Annotated in this window: 19 protein-coding genes and 1 tRNA gene; 10 read left to right on the top strand and 10 right to left on the bottom strand. The window is 72.0% G+C overall.

Annotated elements, in window-relative coordinates; all coding sequences use genetic code 11:
* Positions 1–14 precede the first annotated feature (14 nt).
* Both KA217_01640 and KA217_01635 read right to left on the bottom strand, forming a co-directional pair.
* The gene (locus KA217_01640; protein MBP7711157.1) at positions 15–1,253 is read right to left on the bottom strand and encodes an SGNH/GDSL hydrolase family protein; all 1,239 of its coding nucleotides are present in this window, start codon (positions 1,251–1,253) and stop codon (positions 15–17) included.
* Positions 1,225–1,743: a CYTH domain-containing protein gene (locus KA217_01635; GenBank protein ID MBP7711156.1), complete on the bottom strand. Its 519-nt coding sequence runs from the start codon at positions 1,741–1,743 to the stop codon at positions 1,225–1,227. The genes KA217_01640 and KA217_01635 overlap by 29 nt, the downstream gene beginning before the upstream one ends.
* A 248-nt stretch (positions 1,744–1,991) precedes the next feature.
* On the opposite strand from KA217_01635, the gene KA217_01630 reads away from it, so the two are divergent.
* From KA217_01630 to KA217_01620, 3 genes are all read left to right on the top strand, one after another.
* Positions 1,992–3,596, top strand: coding sequence for a glycosyltransferase family 39 protein (locus KA217_01630; GenBank protein MBP7711155.1), 1,605 nt, complete (start codon positions 1,992–1,994; stop codon positions 3,594–3,596).
* Between the two features lie 67 nt (positions 3,597–3,663).
* The gene (locus KA217_01625) at positions 3,664–5,172 is read left to right on the top strand and encodes a hypothetical protein (protein ID MBP7711154.1); all 1,509 of its coding nucleotides are present in this window, start codon (positions 3,664–3,666) and stop codon (positions 5,170–5,172) included.
* Positions 5,173–5,247: 75 nt separating this feature from the next.
* The gene (locus tag KA217_01620; GenBank protein ID MBP7711153.1) at positions 5,248–5,655 is read left to right on the top strand and encodes a hypothetical protein; all 408 of its coding nucleotides are present in this window, start codon (positions 5,248–5,250) and stop codon (positions 5,653–5,655) included.
* On the opposite strand, the gene KA217_01615 is transcribed toward KA217_01620, so the two are convergent.
* Both KA217_01615 and KA217_01610 read right to left on the bottom strand, forming a co-directional pair.
* A complete protein-coding gene (locus KA217_01615) occupies positions 5,594–7,168 on the bottom strand; it encodes a beta (1-6) glucans synthase (protein ID MBP7711152.1) in 1,575 nt (524 codons plus the stop codon). The two genes, KA217_01620 and KA217_01615, sit on opposite strands and share 62 nt — an antisense overlap.
* Positions 7,169–7,328: 160 nt before the next feature.
* The gene (locus KA217_01610; protein MBP7711151.1) at positions 7,329–8,615 is read right to left on the bottom strand and encodes a 4Fe-4S dicluster domain-containing protein; all 1,287 of its coding nucleotides are present in this window, start codon (positions 8,613–8,615) and stop codon (positions 7,329–7,331) included.
* A gap of 175 nt (positions 8,616–8,790) precedes the next feature.
* On the opposite strand from KA217_01610, the gene KA217_01605 reads away from it, so the two are divergent.
* The 5 genes from KA217_01605 (at position 8,791) to KA217_01585 (ending at position 12,385) form a co-directional block, all read left to right on the top strand.
* Positions 8,791–8,949: a hypothetical protein gene (locus KA217_01605; GenBank protein MBP7711150.1), complete on the top strand. Its 159-nt coding sequence runs from the start codon at positions 8,791–8,793 to the stop codon at positions 8,947–8,949.
* Positions 8,950–9,015: 66 nt separating this feature from the next.
* Positions 9,016–9,444 carry a 50S ribosomal protein L13 gene (gene rplM / locus KA217_01600; GenBank protein ID MBP7711149.1) on the top strand — a complete coding sequence of 143 codons (429 nt, stop codon included), beginning with the start codon at positions 9,016–9,018 and terminating at the stop codon, positions 9,442–9,444.
* A gap of 21 nt (positions 9,445–9,465) precedes the next feature.
* Positions 9,466–9,858 carry a 30S ribosomal protein S9 gene (rpsI, locus tag KA217_01595; protein ID MBP7711148.1) on the top strand — a complete coding sequence of 131 codons (393 nt, stop codon included), beginning with the start codon at positions 9,466–9,468 and terminating at the stop codon, positions 9,856–9,858.
* A 23-nt stretch (positions 9,859–9,881) separates the two neighbouring features.
* A tRNA-Gln gene (locus KA217_01590) sits at positions 9,882–9,955 on the top strand.
* Positions 9,956–10,159: 204 nt separating this feature from the next.
* Positions 10,160–12,385 carry a hypothetical protein gene (locus KA217_01585; GenBank protein MBP7711147.1) on the top strand — a complete coding sequence of 742 codons (2,226 nt, stop codon included), beginning with the start codon at positions 10,160–10,162 and terminating at the stop codon, positions 12,383–12,385.
* Positions 12,386–12,406: 21 nt separating this feature from the next.
* Here the strand turns inward: KA217_01585 and KA217_01580 are convergent, their stop codons facing one another.
* From KA217_01580 to KA217_01560, 5 genes are all read right to left on the bottom strand, one after another.
* Positions 12,407–13,354 (bottom strand): HDOD domain-containing protein, encoded by a 948-nt coding sequence (locus KA217_01580; GenBank protein MBP7711146.1) that lies wholly within the window; start codon positions 13,352–13,354, stop codon positions 12,407–12,409.
* A 93-nt stretch (positions 13,355–13,447) separates the two neighbouring features.
* Entirely contained in the window at positions 13,448–13,924 is a 477-nt protein-coding gene (locus KA217_01575; protein MBP7711145.1) for an SPOR domain-containing protein, read from the bottom strand.
* Between the two features lie 636 nt (positions 13,925–14,560).
* Positions 14,561–15,304, bottom strand: coding sequence for a type III pantothenate kinase (locus KA217_01570; GenBank protein ID MBP7711144.1), 744 nt, complete (start codon positions 15,302–15,304; stop codon positions 14,561–14,563).
* Positions 15,301–16,278, bottom strand: a complete 978-nt coding sequence (gene birA / locus KA217_01565; GenBank protein ID MBP7711143.1) for a bifunctional biotin--[acetyl-CoA-carboxylase] ligase/biotin operon repressor BirA — start codon at positions 16,276–16,278, stop codon at positions 15,301–15,303. The genes KA217_01570 and birA overlap by 4 nt, the downstream gene beginning before the upstream one ends.
* A 53-nt stretch (positions 16,279–16,331) precedes the next feature.
* Complete coding sequence (locus KA217_01560; GenBank protein MBP7711142.1) at positions 16,332–19,811, bottom strand: mechanosensitive ion channel; 3,480 nt, start codon at positions 19,809–19,811, stop codon at positions 16,332–16,334.
* A gap of 104 nt (positions 19,812–19,915) precedes the next feature.
* On the opposite strand from KA217_01560, the gene KA217_01555 reads away from it, so the two are divergent.
* Together KA217_01555 and KA217_01550 are read left to right on the top strand one after the other, a co-directional pair.
* The gene (locus KA217_01555; protein ID MBP7711141.1) at positions 19,916–20,476 is read left to right on the top strand and encodes an NUDIX domain-containing protein; all 561 of its coding nucleotides are present in this window, start codon (positions 19,916–19,918) and stop codon (positions 20,474–20,476) included.
* A 9-nt stretch (positions 20,477–20,485) separates the two neighbouring features.
* Positions 20,486–22,240 carry a glucan ABC transporter ATP-binding protein/ permease gene (locus tag KA217_01550; GenBank protein ID MBP7711140.1) on the top strand — a complete coding sequence of 585 codons (1,755 nt, stop codon included), beginning with the start codon at positions 20,486–20,488 and terminating at the stop codon, positions 22,238–22,240.
* Between the two features lie 22 nt (positions 22,241–22,262).
* Here KA217_01550 and thiC read toward each other — a convergent pair whose 3' ends face one another.
* The gene (thiC, locus tag KA217_01545) at positions 22,263–24,146 is read right to left on the bottom strand and encodes a phosphomethylpyrimidine synthase ThiC (GenBank protein MBP7711139.1); all 1,884 of its coding nucleotides are present in this window, start codon (positions 24,144–24,146) and stop codon (positions 22,263–22,265) included.
* Between the last annotated feature and the right edge of the window lie 145 nt (positions 24,147–24,291).

Here is a 24,291-nt window from a genome sequence, read left to right as displayed (position 1 = left end):
TTTCTGAGGCCCGGCTACCCGCCCTGCCCCACCCGCTGCCGCAGGCCCAGTCCCAGCCGGCAGATCGTGTGCGCCAGGAGCTCGCCGGCCACACGGTGCCCCTCCCGATTCCAGTGCCCGATGCCCGGCAGGGAGTTCGGAAAGCCGTGCAGCCAGGCCCCCGAGAGCGTCGCGAGCCCGGCCAACTCCCCCGCGAGCCCCAGCGCCGGGAAACCCTCACGCTCGGCCAGCGTGAGCAGCCGGCGCTCCGGATAGAGCAGGTCCGTGCTGCCGTGGACCCTCGCAAATTCTGCGCGAAACCACGCGTCCGGGTGTACCTGGGCACCCGTGCTCAACGTGGCGAGCAGAAAATCGGCTCCCTCGGCGCGGACCTCCCGTGCCGTCCGGGCGACGAGTGCCTCCGTCACCGCCCAGGCCTCGGCCCACGAGGGGTCCCCCGGCTCCCGGTAGACCCGCTCGTCCACTCCCGGCTCGTCGAACGGACCCTTCGGCCCACCCCCCGTGCCGAGCCGCAGGCGCGCGAGGTCCCAGGCCTTGACGGCGGCCTGTGCCAGGCGGGAGTGCCTCACCAGCCATGACCACGCCTGGCCGGGGGGGGACACGCGCCGGCGGTAGTCGGCGCCTTGCCGGAAACCCTGGTCGAGCGTGAGCTGACTCTGGTCGAGGCGGAAATACGGGCGCAGGGGATCGGCGTCGAGCGCCCGCACGTTCTCCACCAGGTCGTTGCCCGGGAAGAAGGCCAGAACCACCAGGTCCGGCCGGAAGGAGCGCGCTCGCGACCGGAAGGTCAGCAATTCCTGGGCCGTTCCGTAGCCGCTCACCCCGAAATTGATCACCTCCACCGTACGGCCCTCGAGGGCCTCGCAGCCGGACAGGGCCCGCTCCAGCACCGCGGGAAAGGTGTCCTCCAGAGCCACCTGCACGGCCTCGGCGAACGAGTCCCCGAGCACCGCGACGCGCAGGCTGCCCGCCGGCTTCTCCTGAGGGCGCTCCGGACTCCGCAGGCCGGCTCCGTTGATCCGCACGAGCGCACGGCCTTCCACGTCCTGCCACGCCACCGCCCCCGCAGGCGGCGCCCAGCCCGTCACCGGGTGCGGGTGCCGCGCCAGGGCCCAGTAGTAGGAGAAGTCCGCCGCCCGAAGCAGACCCTCGCCCACCGCCAGCCCGACCGAGAGCGAGAGCGCGACAAGCGCGGCGGGCACCGCCCAGCCGGTCCGCGGCGTTTCAGGACTGTCCTGGCTTGTGGCGTTCATGGGCGACACCGGCCGCCGGTCGCGCCCACACCCGGTAGGGCTGCCGGACCAGGGAAACGTTGTAGTACCGGGGGTCGTGCGAGACCTCCTCGCCCAGCCAGGGTGGCCGCTCGAAGGGCTCGTCCGGCGTCCCGAGCTCGATCTCGGCCACCACGAGGCCGGCGTTCTCGCCCTCGAAGACGTCCACCTCCCAGAGGTGGCGCCCGTGGGGCACGTGGTGGCGCGTCTTCTCGATCAGCGGACGCTCGCAGAGCAGGTCCAGGATCTCCTCGGCGTCCTCGAGCGCAATGGGGACCTCGTACTCCCTGCGGCTCACGTCCAGCGTCGCGCTCTTGATGTTGAGCCAGGCCCGTTCATCGGCAACCCGCACGCGCACCGACGCGGTCTCGATCCCCGGCAGGTACCCCTGGCGCATGCGCACGGCATCGCGCACGCCGGCGCGCCAGGCCTCGCTCGTCACCAGGAACTTGCGTTCGACCTCCGTCCCCATAGCCACCCCTTCACGCTCTCGCGGCGTCCCCGGAGGAGGATAACGCGAACGGGACGCGGCCCGCGCCCCGGTCAGCCGCGCTCCGGTGGACGGCACACCCCTCCCGTCAACCCCACGCCCGCCAGCCGAACACCCGTCAACCGCACGTCTTGCCGTCGCGCCGTCGCCCCACTACATTGGCGCACCCGTCGCGGGCCGTCCCGGTCCGCGCACCGCGCCGAGGCGCCCTCCACCGAGCCAGACCCGCCGTGAGCACGGCCGCCGTCTCCCGCCCCCGGGGCTTCCGACTGCCCGCTTCCCTGCGTGGATGGGACGGTGCGAGCCGGGCCCTCCTGCTGCTCGTCCTCGCCGTCGTCCTGGTCACCTTCACCGATTACGGCGTCACCTGGGACGAGCCCCGGCAGAACCGCTACGGTGAGCTCGCGCTCGGGTACTACTGCAGCCGAGGGGCGGACCACGCCGTCTTCTCCTACTTCGATCTCTACCTCTACGGCGCAGCGTTCGACCTGCTCGCGGCGCTGGTCAACACCGTCTCTCCGCTCGAGGTCTACGAGACCCGCCACCTCCTGAACGCCCTGGTGGGCATCGCCGGCCTCGCCGGGACCTGGCGGCTGGCTCGCGAGCTGGCGGGACCGCGCGTCGGCTTCCTCGCCCTGACCCTGCTCACGGTCACGCCCGACTGGTACGGGCACATGTACAACAACCCGAAGGACATCCCGTTCGCCGCCGCGATGACCTGGGGAACCTTCGTCCTGCTGCGCCTCGCGCGCCAGCTTCCGCGGCCTGCTCTGGGGGCGGCGCTCGGCTTCGGAGCGCTCACTGGGCTCGCCGTGGCCACCCGGGTCGTGGGCGGGCTGCTCATCGTCTATGCCGCGGTCGTGCTCGGCGCGTGGGCGGCCGGCCGCGTCCGAGCCGATGGCTGGGGGCCAGCCGCACGCTCGGTCGGCAGAGCGGCACTCCCCTTCGCCCCCGCCGCGGTCCTCGCCTGGGGCGTGGTCCTCGTCTTCTGGCCCTGGGTCCAGCAGGCACCCATCGCGAACCCGCTGCTCGCCGTACGCACGTTCTCCCACTTCCCTCACAACACGACCTTCCTCTACGCGGGGGAGCTGGTCCGCAGCACCGACCTCCCCTGGCACTACCTGCCGGGGATGTTGCTGGTGCGCCTGCCGCTGCCGGTGTTGGCAGGGCTTGCGCTCGCCCCCCTGGCCGCCTGGCTGCGCCGGCACGACGACGACGTCCCCTGGGCGGGGTGGGCCCTCCTCACCCTTGCCGTCGTCCTCCCGCTCGCCCTAGTGATCGGCACCGAAACCGTGCTCTACGACGGGCTGCGGCACTTCCTGTTCCTGGTGCCGTTGATGGTAGTCGGCGCCGCGGCTTCGCTCGACTCCCTCTGGCAGAGGGTCCCCAGGCGGCGGGTCCGCGGTGGACTGGTCGGACTCGCCGTCGCGTGGCTTGCCTTCCAGGTCGGGGAGTTCGTGCACGTACACCCGAACCAGTACATCCTCTACAACCCTGTCGCCGGGGGCATCACGGGGGCGGTAGGGCGCTTCGAGCTCGATTTCTGGGGCAGCTCGCTCAAGGAGACCACCGAGCGCCTGGTCGAAGAGGTCGTCGCCGCACAAGGCGAGGCGGTGCTGGACCGTCCCCTGGCCGTGGTCGTCTGCGGCCCCGTCGACAGCGTGCGGCCGTACGTGCCGGAGACCTGGGAGGTGCTGGACGCTCGCAGCGCCCGGTCGGGAGACCTGTTCGTCGCGCTCGCCAAGGTGAGCTGCCGCCTGCACGGCCACGCCAGGGTCCTGGTACGCACGGAAGAGGAGGGCGCGGTCCTCTCCATCGCCGGCACGCTCGATTAGCGCCCGGCCACTCTCCGGTCTCTCCGGCACTACCTGCACCGGGCGCCTCCCGGCCTACAATCTCCTCATGATGCCTAGACCCTCCCGCCTGGCCGATGGACTGCTCACCGGCGCGGCCCTCGCGACCCTGGCGCTCTGGCTCGTGCGGGCGGTCGTGCGGGTCGACCAGAGCTGGGACACCTGGATGTACCACCTTCCTTTCGGCGCCCGCCTCTGGGGCGTCGTCCCCGAGGCCGCCTTCGGCATGCCGGCCTACCTGGAGGACCGGTACGACGGGGTACCCCTGCTCGGCGAGTGGGTGCAGGGGCTGCTGCTCTGGGGCACCGGACGCCCGGAGACGGCGAGCCTGCCCGCCCTCGTGGGCCTGCTCCTGTTCCTCGCCTTCCTGCGGCGGCACCTAGGGGTCCCCTGGCACCTCGCCCTCCTCGGGCTCGCAGCCATCCCGCTGGTCCACGTCCACGCAACCGCCGGGTACGTGGACCTGCCGTCCAATCTGGCCTTCTCCGTGCTGGTCCTGGGGACCTGGCTTCTCTACGTGCGCCCCGGGTACGCGACGCGGCGAAATGTCACCCTGCTGGCACTCGCCGCGGCCCTCGCCGGAAACATCAAGTTCCAGCTCGTTCCCCTGCTGCCCATCCCCCTCGCGCTCATCGGGGTGCGCCTGCTCTGGCTCGCCCGGGAGGACGTGCGCGGGGGGGTGGCAGCCGCCGGCGGTGCGGGGCGCGTCGCCGCCGCAGCGGGACTCGCCCTCGCCCTCGCCTTCGCGGTCCCCCTGAAGAACCTGCTCGTGCACGGCAACCCGGTGTACCCCATCCGGATGCAGGTGATGGGCATCACCCTGGAGGGGCCCGAGGTGCTGCCGGCAGAAAAGGAAATGGCCTCGATCCACTTCGTGCCGGTGTACCTGGAGGAGGCGCCGCCCGCGCAGCGCTGGCTCTACTCCCTCTTCGAGGTCGGCATTCGCCCCCTCACCGACCCCCGGCGCTGGACCGTGGACCAGTTCATGCCCCACGGGTCGACAGGAACCATGATGGGGGGCTATTCGGCGCCCTACGTGGGCTTCAGCCTCGCCCTCCTCGCCTACCTCGTGCTCCGGCTGCGAACGCGGGAGGCCTGGGGCGCGGCGGCCGTGATGCTGATCGCCTCCCCGGTCGCCGCCCTCGTGCCCCAGTCGCACGAGCTGCGCTACACGATGTTCTGGATGATCGTGCTCGTCTCCCTGAACCTCCACCTGGTGGGCCGCCTGGAGGCCTCGGCACCCGGTGCCCGGGTCAGCCCGCGCAGCGTCGGCCTCGTTCTGCTCGCGGCCTTCGCCCTGACGGTGGCGGTCACGCGCGGGGCGTACCTCGACCCGCGTCCCTACCCGGTCGAGCGCCTGGTGGAGGTGAAGGTGGACAAGGCGATCCTGGCCAAGATCGGCGACGGAGACCGGGTCTGCTTCAGCCACGAGCCCTGGACGTTCCTGTACACGGCCCACTTCCACCCGCCCCGTCACTACGCGCTGCGGGAACGCTCCCGGGCCGAGGACTGTGGCGGTTACCGCCAGCTAGGCCTGGCGAAGTTCGGACCGGACTGAGGGACACGAGAGTCCGCTCGGCGTGGGGGCGTTCCCCTCGATAGGCTGGCCGCAAGAGACCGGAGGTGAGCACACGTGAGGAGATCTCCATGGCCTGCCGCGGTCGCGGCGGGCGTCGGCGTAGCCGGGGCCTGGCTCGCGCTGGCCTTCTTCGTGCGCTTTCGCTACATCGAGGCCCAGGGGCTCGTCGCCCACTGCGTGGCGAGCCCGGGCGAGGCCGTCTGCCTGTTCCGGGAGGCGATGGGGAAGGCGATGCACTTCAACGTGCTGGGGCGCACCGCGCTCGCCCTCGCGGTCCCCGCGCTGCTGCTCCCCGGGCGTACGGGCCGGGGGCTCGCTTGGCTCGCGCTCCTGGCGGCGCTGGTCGCGCTGGTCTTCTACAACGCGAGCCTGGGGGCGCCGGCCGCGGTCCTCGCGGTGCTCAGGTTGGCGCGGGCGAGCGCCGCCCCGGCCATAGCAGCGCCAGGGCCAGCAGCAGGCTGACCGCGACCCACGCCATCGCAGGTCCGTTCACGAAGGTCTCCCGGTACACCACGACGGGGGCGGCGAGGGCCAGCAGGGCCCCCAGCCAGCGCAGTGGGGGCCGCGCCGGTCCCGTGCCACCGGCCATCCTCGAGGACAGGAACCCGAGCGCGGGCACCAGATAGACCGCGAAGGGAAAGTCCCGGTAGCGCGGCTCGAAGGCGAGCTGCAGCGCCACCACCGCGGCCGTGAATCCCAGCGCGAGGAGAAGGCGGCCGGCGTAGCGCTCCGCCAGGCCGAGGAACGCGGCGCGACGGACACCCGCCGGCGCGACCAGGCGGAGGACGAAGAGCAGGGTCGCCGCGAGGGACAGCGCCGCCTCGGCACCGACCCACGCCCACTCGGCGCCGTTGCGCGCCGCCACCGTGCCGTACTGGAGGTGATAGGCCACGAGCCCCCCGCCGGCGGCCGCGAGCAGCGGTGCGAGCGTCCCCCAGGGCGAGCGTGGCGGTCCAGCCAGCAAGAGGAGTCCCGCCGCCAGCACGCCCGACAGCGCGAGCCAACCCCGCCAGCCCGGCAGGTTGCTGACCGGGCCGGAGAGAACCCCCTTGTCGACCCTCTCAGCGTCAAACAGCCCCCAGTAACCCCCGACAGCCCCCTCCTTCTCCCGCTTCCAGGGCTGGTCGAAGGCCTCGATCAGGTTGTACGACCAGACTTCGGCCTCGGCCATGGCCACCAACCCCCGCACGAAGCGGGCCTGGTTCTCCCGGCTCGGACGCGCCGTCTCGCGCTGGCGCCCCTCGCTGGGCCACCCGGTCTCGCCGATCAGGATGGGCTTGCCCGCGAAGCGCCGGCCCATCTCCTCGCGCACCCGGCGGACCTGGGACAACGCGCGGTCGATGCCCGAGGGCTCGTCTTCCCAGTACGGCAACAGGTGGATGGTGACGAAGTCCACCGCCGGTGCGACCTCCGGGTGGGCGTTCCAGAACTCCCAGACGTCGGCGTAGGTCACGGGCTGGGGCACCCGCGCCTTGACCTGGCGCAGGAGCTCTACCATCTGCTCCCCGGTGCGCTCACGGCGCAGCAGCACCTCGTTGCCCACGATCACCGCCGACACCGTGTCCGGGTACCGGTTCGCGAGCGCCACGAGCCCCTCCACCTCCCGCGCGCTCGCCTCACGGTCCGGGCCGATCCAGGCCCCCAGGAGCACCTCGAGGCCCTGCTCGGCCGCCACCTCCGGGATCAACTCGAGGCCGGCGACCGAGTAGGTGCGCACGCACCGGAAGTACCTCGAGAGCAGCGCGAAGTCCCGGGCGACCTGCTCGCGGCTGATCACGAAGGGCTCCAGCGGGGACTGGTGGCGCAGGAACGGCGTGTAGGAGACGCACTGCATCTTGCCGTCCGGGAGGGCCGCGTCGGGCACGCCCAAGGGGCGGCCGAGGCCGTACCAGGCCAGGGCTGCCAAGCCAGCCGCAACGACTACGGCGAGTGCGTAGGCCGTGGCGAGTCGCCTTCCCCGGGTCGAGAGCCCCACGGAGGCCAGTGCGCCGGACGACGTACTCATGACCAGTTCCTCGCACCGACCCGCACACCCGCCCCCGCTCGGGGCACCCCTGAGCCCCAGTATCCCGAAACCGCACCGGCGCGAGAAGCCCCGGTCCCGGACGCGACGCCCTCCCGGGACCGGCCGTGGGTCAACGCAGTTGACGGTCCAGCAGCACGACGGGGTGGAGCACCTCGGCCGGCTCGCCCCGGCCGGCGACCCCGGCGGCCAGATGCAGCGCACAACCCACGTTCGCGGTGACCACGAGGTCTGCGGGCGCCCGGCCGAGCGCATCCAGCTTCTCCCCCCGGAGCTGATCGGCGACCTCGGGCCGGGCGACCATGTAGGTCCCAGCGGCGCCGCAGCAGCGGTCGTTCCCGGGGAGCGGCAGGACCTCGAGCCCGGGGATTCGCGCGAGCAAGCGGTACGGCGCCTCGGCGCGGCGCAGCACGTTGCGCAACGAGCAGGGCTCGTGCACCGCCACCCGCAGCGGGAGGGGGGCAACCGTCACCTCCGCCGGCCATTCCAGGCGCGTCATCAGGTCGGTCACCTCGGCCACCCGGCGCGTGAATCCTCGGGCCTCGTCCGCGACCTCGGCCTCCCCCTGCGCGAGACGCCCGTACTCGAGCAGTGCCGCGGCACAGCCACTCGCGGTGACGACGACCGGACCGGCCGTGCCGGAGAAGGCCCTCAAATTGCGCTTCGCCAGTCTCAGCGCCTCGCCCTCGTCGCCCCCGTGCAGATGCATCGCGCCGCAACAGCCCTGCCCTGCAGGCACGCGCACCCCGAGCCCGAGCCGATTGAGGACGCGGACCGAGGCCTCGAGGGTCGGGCGGTCCACCTCGCGTGCTACACACCCAAGGAACAGGGCGACCTCGCCCCGGGGCTCGCCGACCGGCGGGTAGTACGGCTCCCAGGCCGGAGCGGGTGCGAGGCGAGGGACGTAGCGCGCCAGTCGGGCGAGACGCGGCCACACGCGTTCCAGCACCCGCTCGATGGAGGGCCTCACGGCGCTCAGGGAGTAGGCGCGAAGCGCGGCCATGGCGGCTCGCCACCACGCAGGGCGCTCGACCGGGGCCCGTGCCGCCACCCGCAGGGCCCAGCGTGCAGCTGCTCCCGGGGGACGCCGCTCGGCGAGGAGGCCGCGGGCGGCCTCGATGATGCGCCCGTAGGGAACCCCGGCGGGACATACGGCCTCGCAGGCGCGGCAGGCCAAACAGCTACCCAGGTGCTCCGCGAGGCGGCCGGTCACCGGCAGTGCGCCGCCGGCGAGTCCCTGACCGAGCGCGATCCGCCCCCGGGGCGACTCCCCCTCGTCCCGGGACAGGGCGTAGGTCGGACAGCGCGGCAGACACAGCCCGCACTTCACGCACAGGTCGGCCTCCGCCAGGAGACGGACGGCGCGAGGGGAGACGGTGCCGGGACCGGGCGAGCTCACCCGGGCGTTATACCCGGAGCACCTGCCCGCTCCAAGCGGACCGGAGACGGCCCGGAAGGACGACCCGACCCCTCCTGCGGTCACCCTGCCGGGTTGCCCTATTCGTCCCGGCGCGCGCAGTCCCCTGATTGCGCCGGGAAGACCGGGGTTGACAAGCAAATAAGAATATCAGAGGATAGTAATTGAGAGCGCGGGGCGACCCGGGTTCTCGACTCCTCCATCCATCCTCCTTTGGTGGTTCGGCGCGGCTCTCGCCGCGCCTTTTTTTTCGTGCAGCGGGTGCCGCGCGCCGTTGACACACCCTCCACCGGCCAGTAGGATCCCGCAGCTTTAGCGCCCAAGGCACGCGCCGGCGCGGGATGGGATTCAGCGCCGTTCGGCCGCATGGAGTTTGACCAGAATGAGCACCTTCACAGCGAAGCCCGAGACCGTAGAGCGGGCGTGGTTCGTGGTCGACGCGACCAACAAGGTCCTGGGGCGCCTCGCCACCGAGGTGGCGCGACGGCTGCGGGGCAAGCACAAGCCCGAGTACACGCCGCACGTCGACACCGGGGATTACATCATCGTGGTCAACGCAGAGAAGGTCGCGGTGACCGGTAACAAGCGGACCCAGAAGTTCTACTACCACCACAGCAGCTATCCCGGCGGGATCAAGTCCATCCGCTTCGACAAGCAGGTCGACCACGCCCCCCATCGGATCATCGAGCACGCAGTGAAGGGTATGCTGCCCAAGGGCCCCCTGGGCCGGGCGATGTACCGCAAGCTCAAGGTGTACGCGGGCCCCGAGCACAAGCACACGGCCCAGCAGCCGCAGCCCCTGGAAATCTGACGCAAGCGAGCGAAAGGCAGAATGGCAACCGAGACGAACTACGGCACCGGACGGCGCAAGACGGCGACCGCCCGAGTCTTCGTGAGGCCCGGCACCGGGCAGATCACCATCAACGAGCGCTCCCTGGAGAACTACTTCGGGCGCGAGACCTCCCGGATGCTGGTCCGCCAGCCCCTCGAGCTGTCCCAACTGGCCGAACGGGTCGACGTAGTGGTCACGGTCGCGGGCGGGGGAAGCAACGGCCAGGCCGGCGCCATTCGGCACGGAATCACGCGCGCCCTCATGGAGTACGACGAGGGACTGCGCCGCCCGCTGCGCCAGGCGGGTTACGTCACCCGCGACTCGCGCGCGGTCGAGCGCAAGAAGGTCGGTTTGCACAAGGCCCGCAAGCGCCCGCAGTACTCCAAGCGCTGATCCCGGGCCGCTGTCCGCACTCCTGGGGGATCGTCTAACGGCAGGACAGCGGACTCTGACTCCGTCAATCTAGGTTCGAATCCTAGTCCCCCAGCCATGATCGAGGGCCTGCACCCGGGTGCAGGCCCTTTTTCGTTTTCATAGTCTTCAGATAGTTGCGCGAAACTGTTCAAGGGATCATAGTGTCAGTCGCTAGGGCAGGTGATGCGTTTCGGGCACTGGGCCCGCCGCGCGCCCGGGCTGAGGGAGGGAGGCCACCGGGCTACGACTCCCCTGGAGTCGCGGCAGGTGGCGCAAGCCGATGAAGATCCGCGACAGAGCACGTCCGAGCTCGTTGCACCACACCCCTGCCGCAGCCGTGCCCGCGGCGCACCGGGGCTCCATCCTTCGCCCGGTCGCGGCGAGCATTCGAAGCGCCGCCTTCACTACCGGGTCTCTCGCGGTCCTGGGGCTGACACCGCTCGGCGCCCTCGCCCTCGGCCTGGGCGAGCTCACCGTAGAGTCCCGCCTGGGCGCGCCCTTTTCCGCGAGTACGGTGATTCGCGCGGGCGCCGACGAGACCGTCGAGCCCGGGTGCGTCTCCGTGAAGGCGGCACCGGCGGACAGCGGCATCCCCGGCATCCCCAGGGCCCGGGTGGCACTCGAGCCCCGGGACGGCGGCTACCTGCTCCGGGTCCGCACCCAACGCGCGGTGCTCGAGCCAGTGGTCGCGTTCGTCCTCGCGGCCGACTGCCCCGGCGCGGCACCCGTGCGTCGCGAGTACACCCTCCTGCTCGACCCACCGGCCTCCGTGTGGGCCGGGCGCCTCCCCGCCCAGGCGGCGCCTTCCCGGGCAGAGCCGGCCCCGCCACGGGCCCGGACGGCCCCTCCCGCCGCCACGGGCGCGGCCGACACGGCCGCCTCGCGGACCCCGGCCCGCAACCGGCCCCGGGCCGCGCCCACCGAGGCGACCGTCTTCGGTGCCCGGACCGTGCGCGTGCAGCGCGGCGACACGCTCTACGGGATCGTCTCCCGGCTGTACCCCGAGGCGAACCGCCCCGAGCGCTGGCGCGTGGTGGAGACCGTGGTCGCCGCGAATCCCGACGTCTTCCCCCAGGGGGACGCGAACCGGCTTCCCCTCGGCGCATCCATCCGCGTGCCCGACGCCCTTCCCGCCGTCGCGGCGGCGGGGGAACGAGCCAGGAACGAGTCCCCAACCGTCCCCCCTCCCGGCGAGGCCACGCCGCGCGGGGGCCTCCGGATCCTCTCCGCCGAGGAGGAGGACGGGGTAGGCCCCCAGGGCAGCCCCCTCGCCGCCTCGACGCGAAAGGACGCCGCCCCGGCGAAGGGCACCGTGCCCCTGCCCGCAGGGGAGTCGCCAGCCCGGGCGCCCCTGGCCCCGACGGCCGAGGCCGCCCCCGCAGAAACGGGGCTCGCCGCCAGGCAGGCCGAAGCCGGCGCATCCCAGGGCGCGTCGATCGCCGAGTTGAACGAGCAGCTCACGTCGGCCCAGACACGCATCCGGGAGCTGACCGAAAAGGTCGCGCAGTTGGACGCGCAGGTGACCGAAACACGCGCCGCCGCCGTCTCCGTGCCCACCGCGGCGCCGACACCGCCGCCACCACCACCGCCCGCCAACCCTGGGACTGCGCAGACGGGCTTCGACGCCAGCTCGTGGTATCCGCTCGGCCTGCTGGCCATTGCCGGGGTTCCGCTCGCGTATCTGCTCGGACGCTCGGGCCGGCGTCGCCCGGAGACCTCCGACGAGGCGTTCCCGATTCCGGCCATGACCGCCGGAGGAGTCCGGACCCGGTCTCGCGCCGCAGCCGCTCCGACCCTGGGTCACGGGGAGCCCTCGAGCATCCGCCGGGCCACGCGCTCCCAGGAGCCTTCGAGCAAGCGCCAGGCGACTCCCTCACCCGAGCCCACCTCCCGGCTCTCGGTGCCGGACGCGCTGCCCGTGGCGTCGGCAGGCGCAGCGGCACCGCCAGCGGACGCCGCTCCGCCGACAACCCCGTCGGCGGTTGCCACGGACGATGGCCAGGGGCCCGTGCACCGGCTGCTGCTCGAGGCCGAGCTCCACCTGCTCTTCGATCAGCGCGAGGAGGCCCGTTACGTCCTGGATCAGGCGGTGGGCATGGACGACGCCGCCCGGCCCGACCTGAGGCCGTGGACGATGCTCTTCGACCTCCTGCGGGCGATGGGAGACCGCGACACCTTCGAGCGGCAAGGGAACCGCTTCCAGCAGCGCTACAACGTCTCCGCTCCCCGGTGGGACCGAGCCCCGCAGGCAGGGGACGGACTGGCAGGGCGATTCCCCCACGTCATGGACCGCATCGTCGAGCTCTGGGGCACACGCGAAGGACTGCGCATGCTGAATGCCCTGCTGCTCGACGATCGGGGCGGTAACCGCAAGGGATTCGACTTCGAGATCGGAGAGGAGATCGGCTTCCTGCGCGACCTCCTCGACCGGCGTGGTCTCGACCCGGTGTCGAGCCCCGCGGGCGACGACCGCTGGGCGACGACCACCCTCAACCTGGCCCAGTAGGGCCAGGTCGAGCAGGCCGGTTCAGCCGAGAAGGAGCCGGCGCAGTTCCATGATCTCCTGCTGCGCCTCGCGCAGCATCTGAGAGACGTCGCCGACCGGCATGGTGGAGAGGCCGAGGGCCGCGTACGCCGGCACGCTCTCGAAGGCCGGGAGCCCCGCAGGTGCGCTCTCGCGCGTGCTCAGGGCGTAGAGCTGCGCGATCAGCACGACGTCGCAGGGCTCGGGCGGGGTCGAGGGCTGTCGCTGCCAGGACTCGGCCTCGCGCGCGGCCGTGAGCAGGTCATCCTCGAACCCCCAACGGGACAGCGCCAGAACCCCGATCTCGCCCCCCAGGGCGCCCACGACCCGGTCCATTTTCACGGGGTCGTCCGCGAGCTCGGGCCAACGCCCCGCGTGGGTGATGAGGACCGCTGCGCCGATGTCGTGGAGGAGACCCGCGAGCAGCGCTCGCTCGGCGTCCATTCCCTTCAGGCGGCGTGCGAGCGCGAAGGTAACCGCCGCCACGTGGGTGCTGTGGCGCCAGAGCTCCAGGAGCCGCCGGCGCAGCGCCGCGTGGGCGTTGGAGAAGAGTTGCTGCATCGTGACCGCGACCACCAGGTCGCGGGTCGGCTGCAGGCCGAGGCGCACGACCGCCTCGCGCAGGTTTCGCGCGGGAGCCTTGCCGGCATAGGCCGCGCTGTTCGCCACCCGCACCACCCGCGCCGCCACGGCGGGGTCGGCCTGCACGACGCGGGCGACCTCCGCCGCGCCGTTCGAGGCGTCGTCCACCGCGCGCCGGATGCGCTCGGCCAACTCGGGCACCGCCGGGATTTCCAGCTGATTGTCGGCGTATGCCTGATAGATCTCGAAGAGGAGCCGGTTCTCGACATCCTCGTCGTCCGGGCGGAATTCCTGGACCACGTAACCGGAGGCGTCGCCCCCGAAGCGGGCGTTATCGCTCCACCGCTGTACTGGCTGCGCCGCAGACATCGATCCCCCTGAGCTGAGCTCGCTCGACCTCACGGGTTAGCGGCCCGGCCAGGCCAGGATTTACCGCGGGAGGGCCAGACCCCGGTCTCCGTCTCAGCGGCAGTCGGTGTCGACGACCTTCACCTGGGGGAACGCAGCGCGAAACACCTCGCGCGGCGGCTCTTTCGGCTCGGAGAAGGTCGCGTCGAGCCACGTCTCGCGGACCTCCTTGAACCGGGTCTCCACCTCTGCGGCGTATCCGGCACGCTTGAGCTCGCTGACCCGCTGGTCGGCGGCGGCACGCCGGTTGTAGAGCCCGAGGGAAATCGCGTTCGCCTTCGCCCCGGCGGTGACGCGCATGACGTCCTTCACCCCCTCGGCCTGCAGGCGGTCGGCCGCTTCCCGGGCGGCCTGAGGCGAGGGTGCAGGCGGGAGATGGACCCAGAAGCTGCGCGGCTCCTGGCGTTGCTCCACACGGCTCTCCACCTCGCCACCGTGCTGCACGAGCCAGGTCCGCACGGGATCGACGGGAGCGTCCTCCGCCAGGGGCCCCACGCGGTAGCAGCGGCGAGTCTGGGCAACTTCCGTCACGGTCGGGGCCGGCGCCGGGGGCCCCGCTCGGTCCAGCGCAGCCTCCCCGGGGGGGAGACCCGCAGACTCCCCCGTTGAGGGCGGTGACGAGGCCGGGGCCGCCGGCACCACAGGCGGGGCTGCAGCGGGCTCCACGGAGGGCGCTGGGCCGGCGAGGACCGACGCCGTGACTGGCGCCGGGGCCGGAAGCGGAGCCGTCACGGGAGACGCCGCCACGCGAGACACCTCCACGGGCGTCGCTGGCGCCGAAGTGGCCGCCGGTGGAGGAAGGACCTCGCCGGCCGGTGCCGGGGCAGCCGCGCCCCCGGCGCTGCGAGGCGCAGCAGGCGCACCAGCGTCTACCACTGGGGACACCGGGGCGGGAACCTCCCGCACCCCGGAGACACCGTCGGGCTTCGGCTCCTCGGCTGGACTCGCTGGCGCGGGCCGCGCCTCGGCCCTCTCCAACACCCCCGGGGCTTCTGGCTCCCCGCCTCTCTCCGGCGCCTCGGAGAGCAGGACGAGGCGCGTCACGTAGGCCGGACGGGCGGCCTCCCTCGCCTCGGAGGCAGCCCTGACCGCCGCCCGGAGTTGATACTGCCAGGCGAAGAAGGCCGCGTTAGCGAGGACGAGCAGGTACAGGATCCACTTCATGGTTCAGTCCCCGGCGCCGGCCAGGACCGCAAGCCCCCGGAGCACCAGCTCCGGCTCGTGCCTCCAGCGCCGGCCCAGCAAGGGTAACAGCAAGGCGGCGTCCCCGCCGGTCAGGAACAACTCGACCTTCCCGTCGATCTCCGCCGAGACGTCGGCCGCGATCCGGTCGACGGCAGCCACCAGGGCGTAGAGCGTGCCCGCCAGGACGGCCCCGGAGGTGTTGCGCGCGAGGAGAGCCACGTCCGCCGCCCCGCTGGGTCGCACCTCGGCCGTCCCGGCGAGGAGGCTGCGGCGCATCAGGACGAGCCCGGGGAGGATGAGCCCCCCCAGGTGCTCCCCCTGGGCCGAGAGGGCGTCCGCAGTCACGGCAGTGCCACAGTCCACGACACAGGCGGCATCCGGGGACAGCGACCGCGCCCCGACCAGCGCCGCCCAGCGGTCGGCGCCCAACCGCTCGGGCTCCGGGTAGGCGTTGCGCACGCCCGCCGCGGCCTCGCCCGCCACCACGAACTCCGGCTCGAGGCCCCAACGCGCGAGCACCCAGCCGGTCACCACCCCGGCGGCCACCTCCCCGGCCACGTTGGCCACGACCACGCGGGAGGGTGCCCTCAGCCGCCCCCAGGCGTCCTCGAGGGTCCGGGCCAGACCCGCGGTCTGGTGCTCGGCGGCACCCGCGTCCTGGAGCCCTTCGGCCCCGGCGATCGCCCACTTCAGGCGGGAATTGCCGATGTCGGCGACCAGGGTCACGCCGGCAGCCTCAGGCTGACCTCACCGGAGAGGTAACGCCCCGTTCGCCCCTGGCTCTCGACCAGGAGGGCGCCGCTGTCGTCGAGGCCGAGGCAGGTGCCGGCCACCCTCCCCTCACCGAGCGTCATCACCACCGGGCGCCCGCGGGCGAGGTCCAGCCGGTCCCAAGCGCCGCGGAACGGGGCGAAGCCCTCCCGGGAGAACCGGTCGAGGCCGCCGGAGAGCCGCTCCAGCAGGCGCGACGCCAGGACGTTGCGGTCCACGGGACCTCCGAGGATCGTGCTCAGGTCGACCCAGGGCTGGTCGATGGCGTCGCCCGCTGCGGGGGGCAGATGGACGTTCACTCCGAGGCCGATGACGACCTGGGCAGGGCCGGTCGCCTCCCCCGCCACCTCGGTCAGGACGCCGGCAAGCTTGCGCCCCCGCCACAGCAGGTCGTTCGGCCACTTGAGGCCGCCACCCTCTACCCCCAGGTCCTCCAGGGCCTCGGCGACAAGCACCCCCACGGCGACGCTGAGCGGCCCGAGGGCGGCAGGGGCCAGGGGAAAGCGCCAGAGCAGTGAGAGATAGAGGGCCGCGCCGAAGGGCGAGACCCACGTCCGGCCACGCCGCCCCCGTCCGGCGGACTGGTGCTCCGCGAGGCACACCGTCCCGGAGGGCACACCGGAAGCGCCGAGCGACTGCAGGAAGCGATTGGTGGAATCGACCGTCGGCAGGACCTCGACCCGCCCCAGGCGCTCCCGCGCCCCCAGGTCGACGTCGGACAGGATCCGCTCCCCGTCGAGAGGCTCGAAGGCTTGCCCCAGGCGGTACCCGCGCCCCGGCACGGCGGACACCTCCACCCCCAGGTCCGCGAGCGACTGCACCAGTTTCCACACCCCCGCGCGGCTCAGGTCGAGCGCCGCACCGAGCGCCTCCCCGGAGTGGAAATGGCCGTCCGCGAGCAAGCCGAGCAGGCGAAAACGTGGGTGCATGGGCGACGCGGCAGGGACTTCGCGGGTCCCGCTGGGGTGGGCCGGCCGGTACGCTAGCGGCTTTGCGGGGCAGGCGCAAGCTGCCCCGGGGACGGGCCCGGCGCCGGGGCCGCGGGCGTGCCGCTGTCGAATCCCCAGGGTGCGCTGCGGATGTGGATGTCCCGCTGGGGGAACGGGATCTCGATGCCTTCCTGCCGCAGGGCCCGTTCCACGGCGACGTGGATGTCGTTCACGATCGGCAGGCGGTCGGCCAGTTCGCTCGCGAAGACATAGACGTCGAAGTCGAGCGCGCTGTCTCCGAAGCCCATGAAGAACACCCGCGGCTCGGGCTCCGAGCGCACCTTGGGCACCGATCGCACCGCCGACAGGACCACGCGCAGCGCCTTCTCCGGGTCCGAGCCATAGGCCACCCCCACCTGCACCCGTACGCGGGTGATGGCGTCGGTGAGCGTCCAGTTCACGACCCGCTCGGTGATGAAGGACTTGTTGGGGACGATGATCTCCTTGCGGTCGAAGTCGGTGATGGTCGTCGCGCGGATCCGGATGCGCGACACCGTGCCGTTGAGCTCCCCCACCGTCACCGTGTCGCCGACCCGCACCGGGCGCTCGAAGAGGATGATCAGGCCCGAGATGAAGTTGGCGAAGATCTCCTGCAGTCCGAAACCGAGACCGACGCCGAGGGCCGCCACCAGCCACTGAACCTGCGACCAGCTGAGGCCGAGCACCCCGGATACGAGAATGGCGCCGGCGGCGGCGATGGCGTACCCGGTCGCCTTGGAGATCGCGTAGCGAACCCCGGGCTCCAGGGAGGCGTGCCGGAAGATGGCGAGGTCGAGCAGCCCCGGCAGGTTGCGTGCCGCGGCGGTCGCCACGATCCCCACCAGCAGGGCGAGGAACAGGCTCTGCAGGGTGACGGGCACGACCTTCTCCTGCCCGTCGACGATGAGCGTCTGGTGCCAGAGCTCGACCCGCTCGAGGACATTCAGGGCCGGCAGCACGTCCGCCCAGATGAGCCAGAGTCCCACCGGGAGCGCCAGCAGGATGACGGTGCGCAGCAGCTTGCGGGTCTGGGCGTCGACCGCCGCCAGGTCGACCCCAAAGCCCTCCGAGGGCGCCGGCGCAGACTCCTCTCCGCCCGCCTTCGCCTCCCGGGCTGCCAGCGCCGCCTCCCGGCGCTCACGCGCCAACTGCAGCGCGAGCCGGCTGCGGGTCAGGGTCAGCCAGCGCACCACCAGGCTCTGCACGACCGCGGCCCCCATGAAGAGCCAGACGGTGTCGACCATCCGCCTCGCGAGGTGGCCCGCGCTGTAGTAGTAACCCACCGCCGCCATGAGGGCGAGCGCCAGGGACATCCCGACCGCCAGGTGCGGCCAGAGGCGCCGCAGCCGGAACAACCAGCCGTTCGGGTGCGCCGTGAAGTAGCTCTGCATCAGTGCGCCGTCGGGCCGCAGCAGTCGCTGCAGGATGACCGCGAACAGGACCATCATCCCCATGAAGGCCACCCGGCTCAGCCCGGCGCGGTATGCCTCGCTCGTGGAGGTGCCGAAGGTCGCGGCGAGCAGCGCGAGCGGCAGGCCGATCGTCACGATCGAGCGGAGCTGGACGCGCAACTGGCGCAACAACGCGTCCGGCCAGCGGAAGTGCACCGCGGCCACCCCGCCCGGGGAACACAGGCGCAGGAAGACGCTCGTGTTCAGCAGGAACGGCGCCCCGCCCCGGAGTCCGGACCCGACCGCCTGCGTGAAATCCGTGGCCTCGGGCGAGAACTGCAGCGCCCTCCCCGTCAGCCACATCAGCAGGGGCAGCGGCAGCGCGAGCATCAGCGTGTCGAGAAGCCCTTCGACGGTGTAGACGAACCGGTCGGCGTTCGGCTTGCCCACGAGGGCGGAGTGCTCGGCGACCCGCCGGCGCAGGGCGAGCCCACCCCACACGAGCACCCCGATCCCGAAGGCCGTGAACGCGGCCAGGGCGGGCGCCGCCGCGAGCTCGTGGCCGACCACCACCAGGAGGCCCCACCAGTTCTCGACGGAAAAGAGCCAGCCCACAGCCGCCAGCAGGTCGCCCGGCGTGCGCGCGCCCAGCGGGTGCTGGCTCGGGATCCAGAGCAGGTGCTCGTCCAGGAACTGGCGGAAGGCGGCGCTCGTATCTCCGAGCCGCTTCTGAGCGAACTCGAGCTCCCCGAGCTCGCGCAGGTAGTCCCCCTGGGCCGTGCCGAGTTGCTGCAGCAACTGCTGGCGGTCCTTCAGGAGCCGCGTAAGCTCCTCCCGGATCGCCTCGCGCTGGGCGTTCTCGCGGACCTCGGTCACCTGCTCGGTGAGGGTCCGCTCGACCGCTCGGCCCACGTCGGCGATCTGCCGGCGCTCGTCCGCGACCTGCACCTGCTCGAGGCCCACCTCCCCGAGCCGGCGCTGGCGCTCGTGCGCCAAGGTGAGCGGGGGTGCCTCGTCCCGCAGCAGGCGGCGCTGGTCCGGCAGGCGGTTGCGCTGCTCCATGAGCACCTTGCCGAGGGCCTGACTGAGGCCGGCCACCTCGAGCTTCTGCCGGGCGCTCTGGAAGTCCTGCTCGAGCTGGGCGACCCGGGTCTCGGTCGCCTCGCGCAGGGCGTTGACCTCCTCCGCCTCGCTGGTCAGGGCCGCGAGCGCCGCCCCGGATTGGGTGTTGGCCTCGGCGAGCCGACGGATCGCGGGGTGCTTGGCCTCCGCGGCCTGCTCCGCGCGGGCGGTCTGCTGCACCGCGATGGCGGCCGCGGCCCGGCGGCCCTGATTGACCAGCTCGTCGAGCCGGCGGACCGCGTCCTGGGCGGCACTGGACTCCCGGGCCACCTGGTCCCGCTGGGCGGTCAGGAGCTCGAGCCGCACGGGATAGCTGGCAAGCTCCTGCTCGAGCCGCACGATCTCCGCGTTGCGTGCAGCGAGACGGGTCTGGTGGAGCGCCTTGCGGGCGTCGGTGGCCACGGCCGATTCCCCCGCCGGCACCGACGCCCGGTCCTCCTGACCCAACGCTTCGAGGGCCCGCCGGGCCTCGGCCAGCTCCTGGCGGACGGCCGCCGGTCGCCCCTGCTGCTCCTGCAGTTGTTTCTCGAGGGCCGCGAGGCGCGATTCCACGCTCGCGACGTCCACCTTCTGCCGCGCCAACCGCTGCTCGAGCTCCGGGAGGGGCGTATCGGGCCCCACCCCCGCGGGCAGGGGCGATTTGTCCGCCGGCGCCGGCTTCGCCAGCGCATCCCGGATCGCGCGGGTCTCCCGGGGGGCGCTATCCACCGCCGCCCGATAGCTCCCGGCGAGCGACTCGCTCTTCTTGGCCGCCTCGAGCTGCGAGAGGGCCTGGCGGTAGAGCTCCCCGAGCTTTCCCCGCTGCGCGTCGTCGAGCCCGGTCTGGCCCTCGACCTCCTTGATTCGGGACTCGATCTGCTCCGCGGAGAGCGCCGCGGACTCCGCAGCGCGTGCCCCGGCCGGGGTCACCAGGCCGAGAAGGAGGGGCAGGAGAAGGAACGCGAGCGATGCGGCGCGCTCACCGCGTCTGGGGCTGGGCACGGGCTCGGGGCCTCCGGTCGGTCTCGGACCCTGGGAGACGCTATCGTACACCGCTTCGCCGGGGCGCTTCTTAACTTCCGCGGGGCCTTGTGGTAGAGAGAGTCATGAGTCGAATTCCGCCCCACGCCCGCTGCGTCTTCAGCGGGGTCCTCTTCGACGTCTTCCAGTGGGAGCAGGAGCTGTTCGACGGCAGCACCGCGACCTTCGAAGCCGTCCGCCGCCTGCCCTCGGTCCAGATCCTCGCGACCACCCCCGATGACCGGGTGGTCCTGCTGCGCGAGGAGCAGCCCTTCGTCGGCCGCTTCGTCGCCGTGCCCGGCGGACGCATCGACCGGGGACAAACCCCCGGGGAGACGGTGCTGCGGGAGCTGCGCGAGGAGCTCGGCATGGCGCCGGAGGGCGTCGAGCCCTGGCAGACCGAGACCTTCGGCTCGAACATCCAGTGGACCACCCACGACTTCATCGCGCGGCGCTGTCGGCAGGTCGCCGCGCCCGAGCGCGAGGCGGGAGAGCGCATCGAGCCCTACCTCGTCACCTTCGAGCGGTTCCTCGAAGAGAGTGAGCGGCCCGACTTCCGCAACAAGGCGCTCGCCAACCGGCTCTTCCGCATGCGCCACACCCCCGGGGCCACCGAGTCATTTCGTGAGCGGCTGTTCGGCCGCTGAGGGAGAGCCATGGAATTCCTGAACGTCTACCGGCGCGTGCTCGCGCTGCTCGCCCGCGAGCGCCGCCTTGCGGTGACGCTGGCGCTCGCGAACCTCGCGCTGGCCAGTCTCCACTTCGCCGAGCCGGTCCTGTTCGGCAAGGTCGTGGACGTCCTCGCGGGCATCGCCGGCCGGCCCCGGGGGGAGGTCTGGCACGACACCCTCCTTCTGCTCACCCTCTGGGGGGTCGTGGGGCTGACCGGGATCGTCGCGAACATCCTGGTCGCGCTCTTCGCCGATCGCCTGGCCCACCGCAACCGTCTGGGCGCCATGCAGCGCTTCTTCGAGCACGTGCTGGCGCTGCCTCTCGCCTTCCACGGGGACATCCACTCCGGACGCCTCCTGAAGGTGATGCTGCAGGGCGCGGACCACCTGTTCGGGCTCTGGCTCGCGTTCTTCCGGGAGCACCTGGAGACCTTCGTCACCCTGCTGGTGCTGCTGCCTCTCACGCTGTTCCTGAACTGGCGCCTCGCGCTCCTGCTGATCGCGCTCGTGGTCCTCTTCGCGCTCATGACGACGCTGGTCATCCGGCGCACGGAGCGGGCGCAATCCGAAGTGGAATCCCAGCACTCCCAGCTCGCCGCCTCGGCGAGCGACGCGCTGGCCAACGTGGTCGTGGTCCAGAGCTTCGTGCGCCACGAGGCCGAGACCAGGAACTTCTCGGACATCTCGAGGAAGGTGCTGCGCGCCCAGTTCCCGGTGCTGAACTGGTGGGCCCTGGTGAGCGTGATGACGCGCGCGGCGAGCACCCTCGCGGTCATCTCCATCTTCGCGCTCGGGACCTGGCTCACGCTCGCCGGTGAGGCGACCGTCGGCGAGGTGGTGAGCTTCATGGGCTTCGCCAACCTGCTCATCGGGCGCCTGGAGCACGCGATGGGGTTCGCCTCGCGCCTGTTCTTCCAGCTCCCCGCCCTGCGCGAGTTCTTCCAGGTTCTGGACACCCGCTCGAACGTCGCCGAGCGCCCGGGCGCCGCGGCGCTGCCCCGGGTGCGCGGGGACGTGGCCTTCGAGGGGGTGTCCTTCGCCTACGGCAGCGGGCGGCTCACGCTCGCGGACGTGGACATGCAGGTGCCCGCGGGGAGCACCGTCGCCCTGGTGGGGCACACCGGGGCGGGGAAGACGACGGCCCTCTCCCTGCTGCACCGGGTCTGGGACCCGACGGCGGGCCGCATCCTCGTCGACGGCGTCGACATCCGCGAGGTCACGCTGGCGAGCCTGCGCCAGAACATCGGTGTAGTGTTCCAGGAGAGCCTGCTGTTCAACCGATCGATCGCGGAGAACCTGCGGGTAGGCAAACCCGACGCGACCAACGCGGAGCTCGAGGCGGCGGCGCGGCTCGCCGAGGCCCACGACTTCATCCTGCGCCAGCCCCGGGGCTACGAGACCCTGGTGGGTGAGCGCGGCTCCACGCTCTCGGGCGGCGAGCGCCAGCGCCTCGCCATCGCCCGCGCGTTGCTGAAGGACCCCCCCATCCTGATCCTGGACGAGGCCACCTCCGCGCTCGACGCCGCCACCGAGGCGCGGGTGCAAAAGGCACTGAAGGCGCTGACGCGCAACCGCACGACGTTCATCATCGCCCACCGCCTGTCGACGGTCCGGGAAGCCACCCGGATCCTGGTCTTCGACCAGGGACGCATCGTGGAGCGCGGCACCTTCGCGGAGTTGGTCACGCGTGGCGGGGTCTTCGCGGGCCTGGTGGCCACGCAGCTGGCGGCAGCACCCTAGCCCGCCACCCCTCGCGGCGGCCTCACACCTCCCGGTACAGCTTCGCCCCCTGCTCCACGAACTCCCGGGCCTTGTCCCGCATCCCCTGCTCGGCGGCCGCCGCGTCGTCGTCGGCCTCGCGGCGCTCGGCGTACTCACGCACGTCCTGCGTGATCTTCATGGAGCAGAACTGCGGCCCGCACATGGAGCAGAAGTGCGCCAGCTTGTGCACCTCCTTCGGCAGGGTCGCGTCGTGGTACTCACGCGCCCGGTCGGGGTCGAGGGACAGGCTGAACTGGTCCTCCCACCGGAACTCGAACCGGGCCTTGGAGAGCGCGTTGTCGCGCAACTGCGCCGCCGGGTGGCCCTTCGCCAGGTCGGCGGCGTGCGCGGCGATCTTGTAGGCGATGATCCCTTCCTTGACGTCCTGCTTGTCCGGAAGCCCCAGGTGCTCCTTGGGCGTCACGTAACAGAGCATCGCCGTGCCGAGCCAGCCGATCATCGCCGCGCCGATGGCGCTCGTGATGTGGTCGTAGCCGGGCGCGATGTCGGTCGTGAGCGGGCCCAGCGTGTAGAACGGGGCCTCGAGGCAGTCCCGCAGCTCCCGGTCCATGTTCTCGCCGATGAGCTGCATCGGCACGTGGCCCGGACCCTCGATCATCACCTGCACGTCGTGCTTCCAGGCGACGCGCGTGAGCTCCCCCAGGGTCTCGAGCTCCCCGAACTGGGCCTCGTCGTTGGCGTCGGCGATGGAGCCCGGGCGCAGCCCGTCGCCGAGCGAGACGCCCACGTCATAGGCCGCCAGGATCTCGCAGATCTCCTCGAAGTGGGTGTACAGGAAGTTCTCCCGGTGGTGGGCGAGACACCACTTCGCGAGGATCGAGCCCCCGCGCGAGACGATCCCGGTCAACCGGCGGGCCGTGAGCGGCACGTGGTGGAGCAGCAGGCCGGCGTGGATGGTGACGTAGTCCACCCCCTGCTCGGCCTGCTCGAGAAGGGTGTCCCGGAACATCTCCCAGGTCAGCTCCTGCGCCCGGCCCTCGACCTTCTCGAGGGCCTGGTAGATCGGTACGGTGCCGATGGGGACCGGGCTGTTGCGGATGATCCACTCGCGGGTCTCGTGGATGTGGGGCCCGGTCGAGAGGTCCATCACCGTGTCCGCGCCCCAGCGGATGGCCCAGGTCATCTTCTCGACCTCCTCCTCGATCGAGGAGGACAGCGCGGAGTTGCCCAGGTTGGCGTTGATCTTCACCAGGAAATTGCGCCCGATGATCATGGGCTCGCTCTCCGGGTGGTTCACGTTCGCGGGGAGGATCGCCCGCCCGCTCGCCAGTTCCGCACGCACGAACTCGGGTGTGATCTCGTCCGGGATCCGCGCGCCGAGCCCCTGTCCCGGGTGGCGCCGCGCGAGGAGCCCCCGGTCGCGGTACTCCGCGAGACGCACGTTCTCCCGGATCGCCACGAACTCCATCTCCGGCGTGACGATCCCCTGCCGGGCGTAGTGCATCTGGGTGACGGTGCGCCCCGGCCGGGCCCGCCGGGGCTGGTGCGGTGCGGCGAAACGCAGGTGCGCGAGCGCCGGATCGGCCGCTCTCTCCCGCCCGTACCCCGAGCTGGGGCCCGGGAGCGCTTGCGTGTCCCCGCGCCCCTCGACCCAGGCGGCCCTGAGCCGCGGCAATCCGTTCCGGACGTCGATCGGGGCGGCCGGGTCGGTGTACGGGCCGGAGGTGTCGTAGACGGTGACCGGGGCATTCTTCTCCGCCCCGAGCACCGAGGGGGTGTCGCCGAGCGCGATCTCGCGCATGGGCACGCGCAGGTCAGGCCGGCTGCCCTGCACGTAGACCTTGCGCGAGCGCGGGAACGGGTGCATCGCCGCCGGGTCCACGCGGGCGGTGCGGCTGAGGAAATTCTCGGGGACAGCGCTCATGGCACCACCTCACAGAGGGTCGGAGGACGGGGGACAGACACCCCGGCGCGGGAGGCTGCGCAGGGACCGCTTCAGAAGCGGGGTGTAATTTCCTGAAAAAACGCGTTGTTTCTGCCTAGCCCTGCTCTTGCCCAACGCTATATAC

It is taken from the genome of Gammaproteobacteria bacterium, from assembly GCA_017999615.1.
Taxonomy (GTDB): Bacteria; Pseudomonadota; Gammaproteobacteria; order JAABTG01; family JAABTG01; genus JAGNLM01.
Note: the sequence above shows the minus strand (reverse complement) of the source record. Positions and strands in the feature narration are given on the sequence as shown.

Excerpts from the sequence above, each read along its gene's own strand:
- KA217_01640 (MBP7711157.1), bottom strand. The coding sequence starts at position 1,253 with ATGAACGCCACAAGCCAGGACAGTCCTGAAACGCCGCGGACCGGCTGG.
- KA217_01635 (MBP7711156.1), bottom strand. The coding sequence starts at position 1,743 with ATGGGGACGGAGGTCGAACGCAAGTTCCTGGTGACGAGCGAGGCCTGG.
- KA217_01625 (MBP7711154.1), top strand. The coding sequence starts at position 3,664 with ATGATGCCTAGACCCTCCCGCCTGGCCGATGGACTGCTCACCGGCGCG.
- rplM (MBP7711149.1), top strand. The coding sequence starts at position 9,016 with ATGAGCACCTTCACAGCGAAGCCCGAGACCGTAGAGCGGGCGTGGTTC.
- rpsI (MBP7711148.1), top strand. The coding sequence starts at position 9,466 with ATGGCAACCGAGACGAACTACGGCACCGGACGGCGCAAGACGGCGACC.
- KA217_01585 (MBP7711147.1), top strand. The coding sequence starts at position 10,160 with ATGAAGATCCGCGACAGAGCACGTCCGAGCTCGTTGCACCACACCCCT.
- KA217_01580 (MBP7711146.1), bottom strand. The coding sequence starts at position 13,354 with ATGTCTGCGGCGCAGCCAGTACAGCGGTGGAGCGATAACGCCCGCTTC.
- birA (MBP7711143.1), bottom strand. The coding sequence starts at position 16,278 with ATGCACCCACGTTTTCGCCTGCTCGGCTTGCTCGCGGACGGCCATTTC.
- KA217_01555 (MBP7711141.1), top strand. The coding sequence starts at position 19,916 with ATGAGTCGAATTCCGCCCCACGCCCGCTGCGTCTTCAGCGGGGTCCTC.
- KA217_01550 (MBP7711140.1), top strand. The coding sequence starts at position 20,486 with ATGGAATTCCTGAACGTCTACCGGCGCGTGCTCGCGCTGCTCGCCCGC.
- thiC (MBP7711139.1), bottom strand. The coding sequence starts at position 24,146 with ATGAGCGCTGTCCCCGAGAATTTCCTCAGCCGCACCGCCCGCGTGGAC.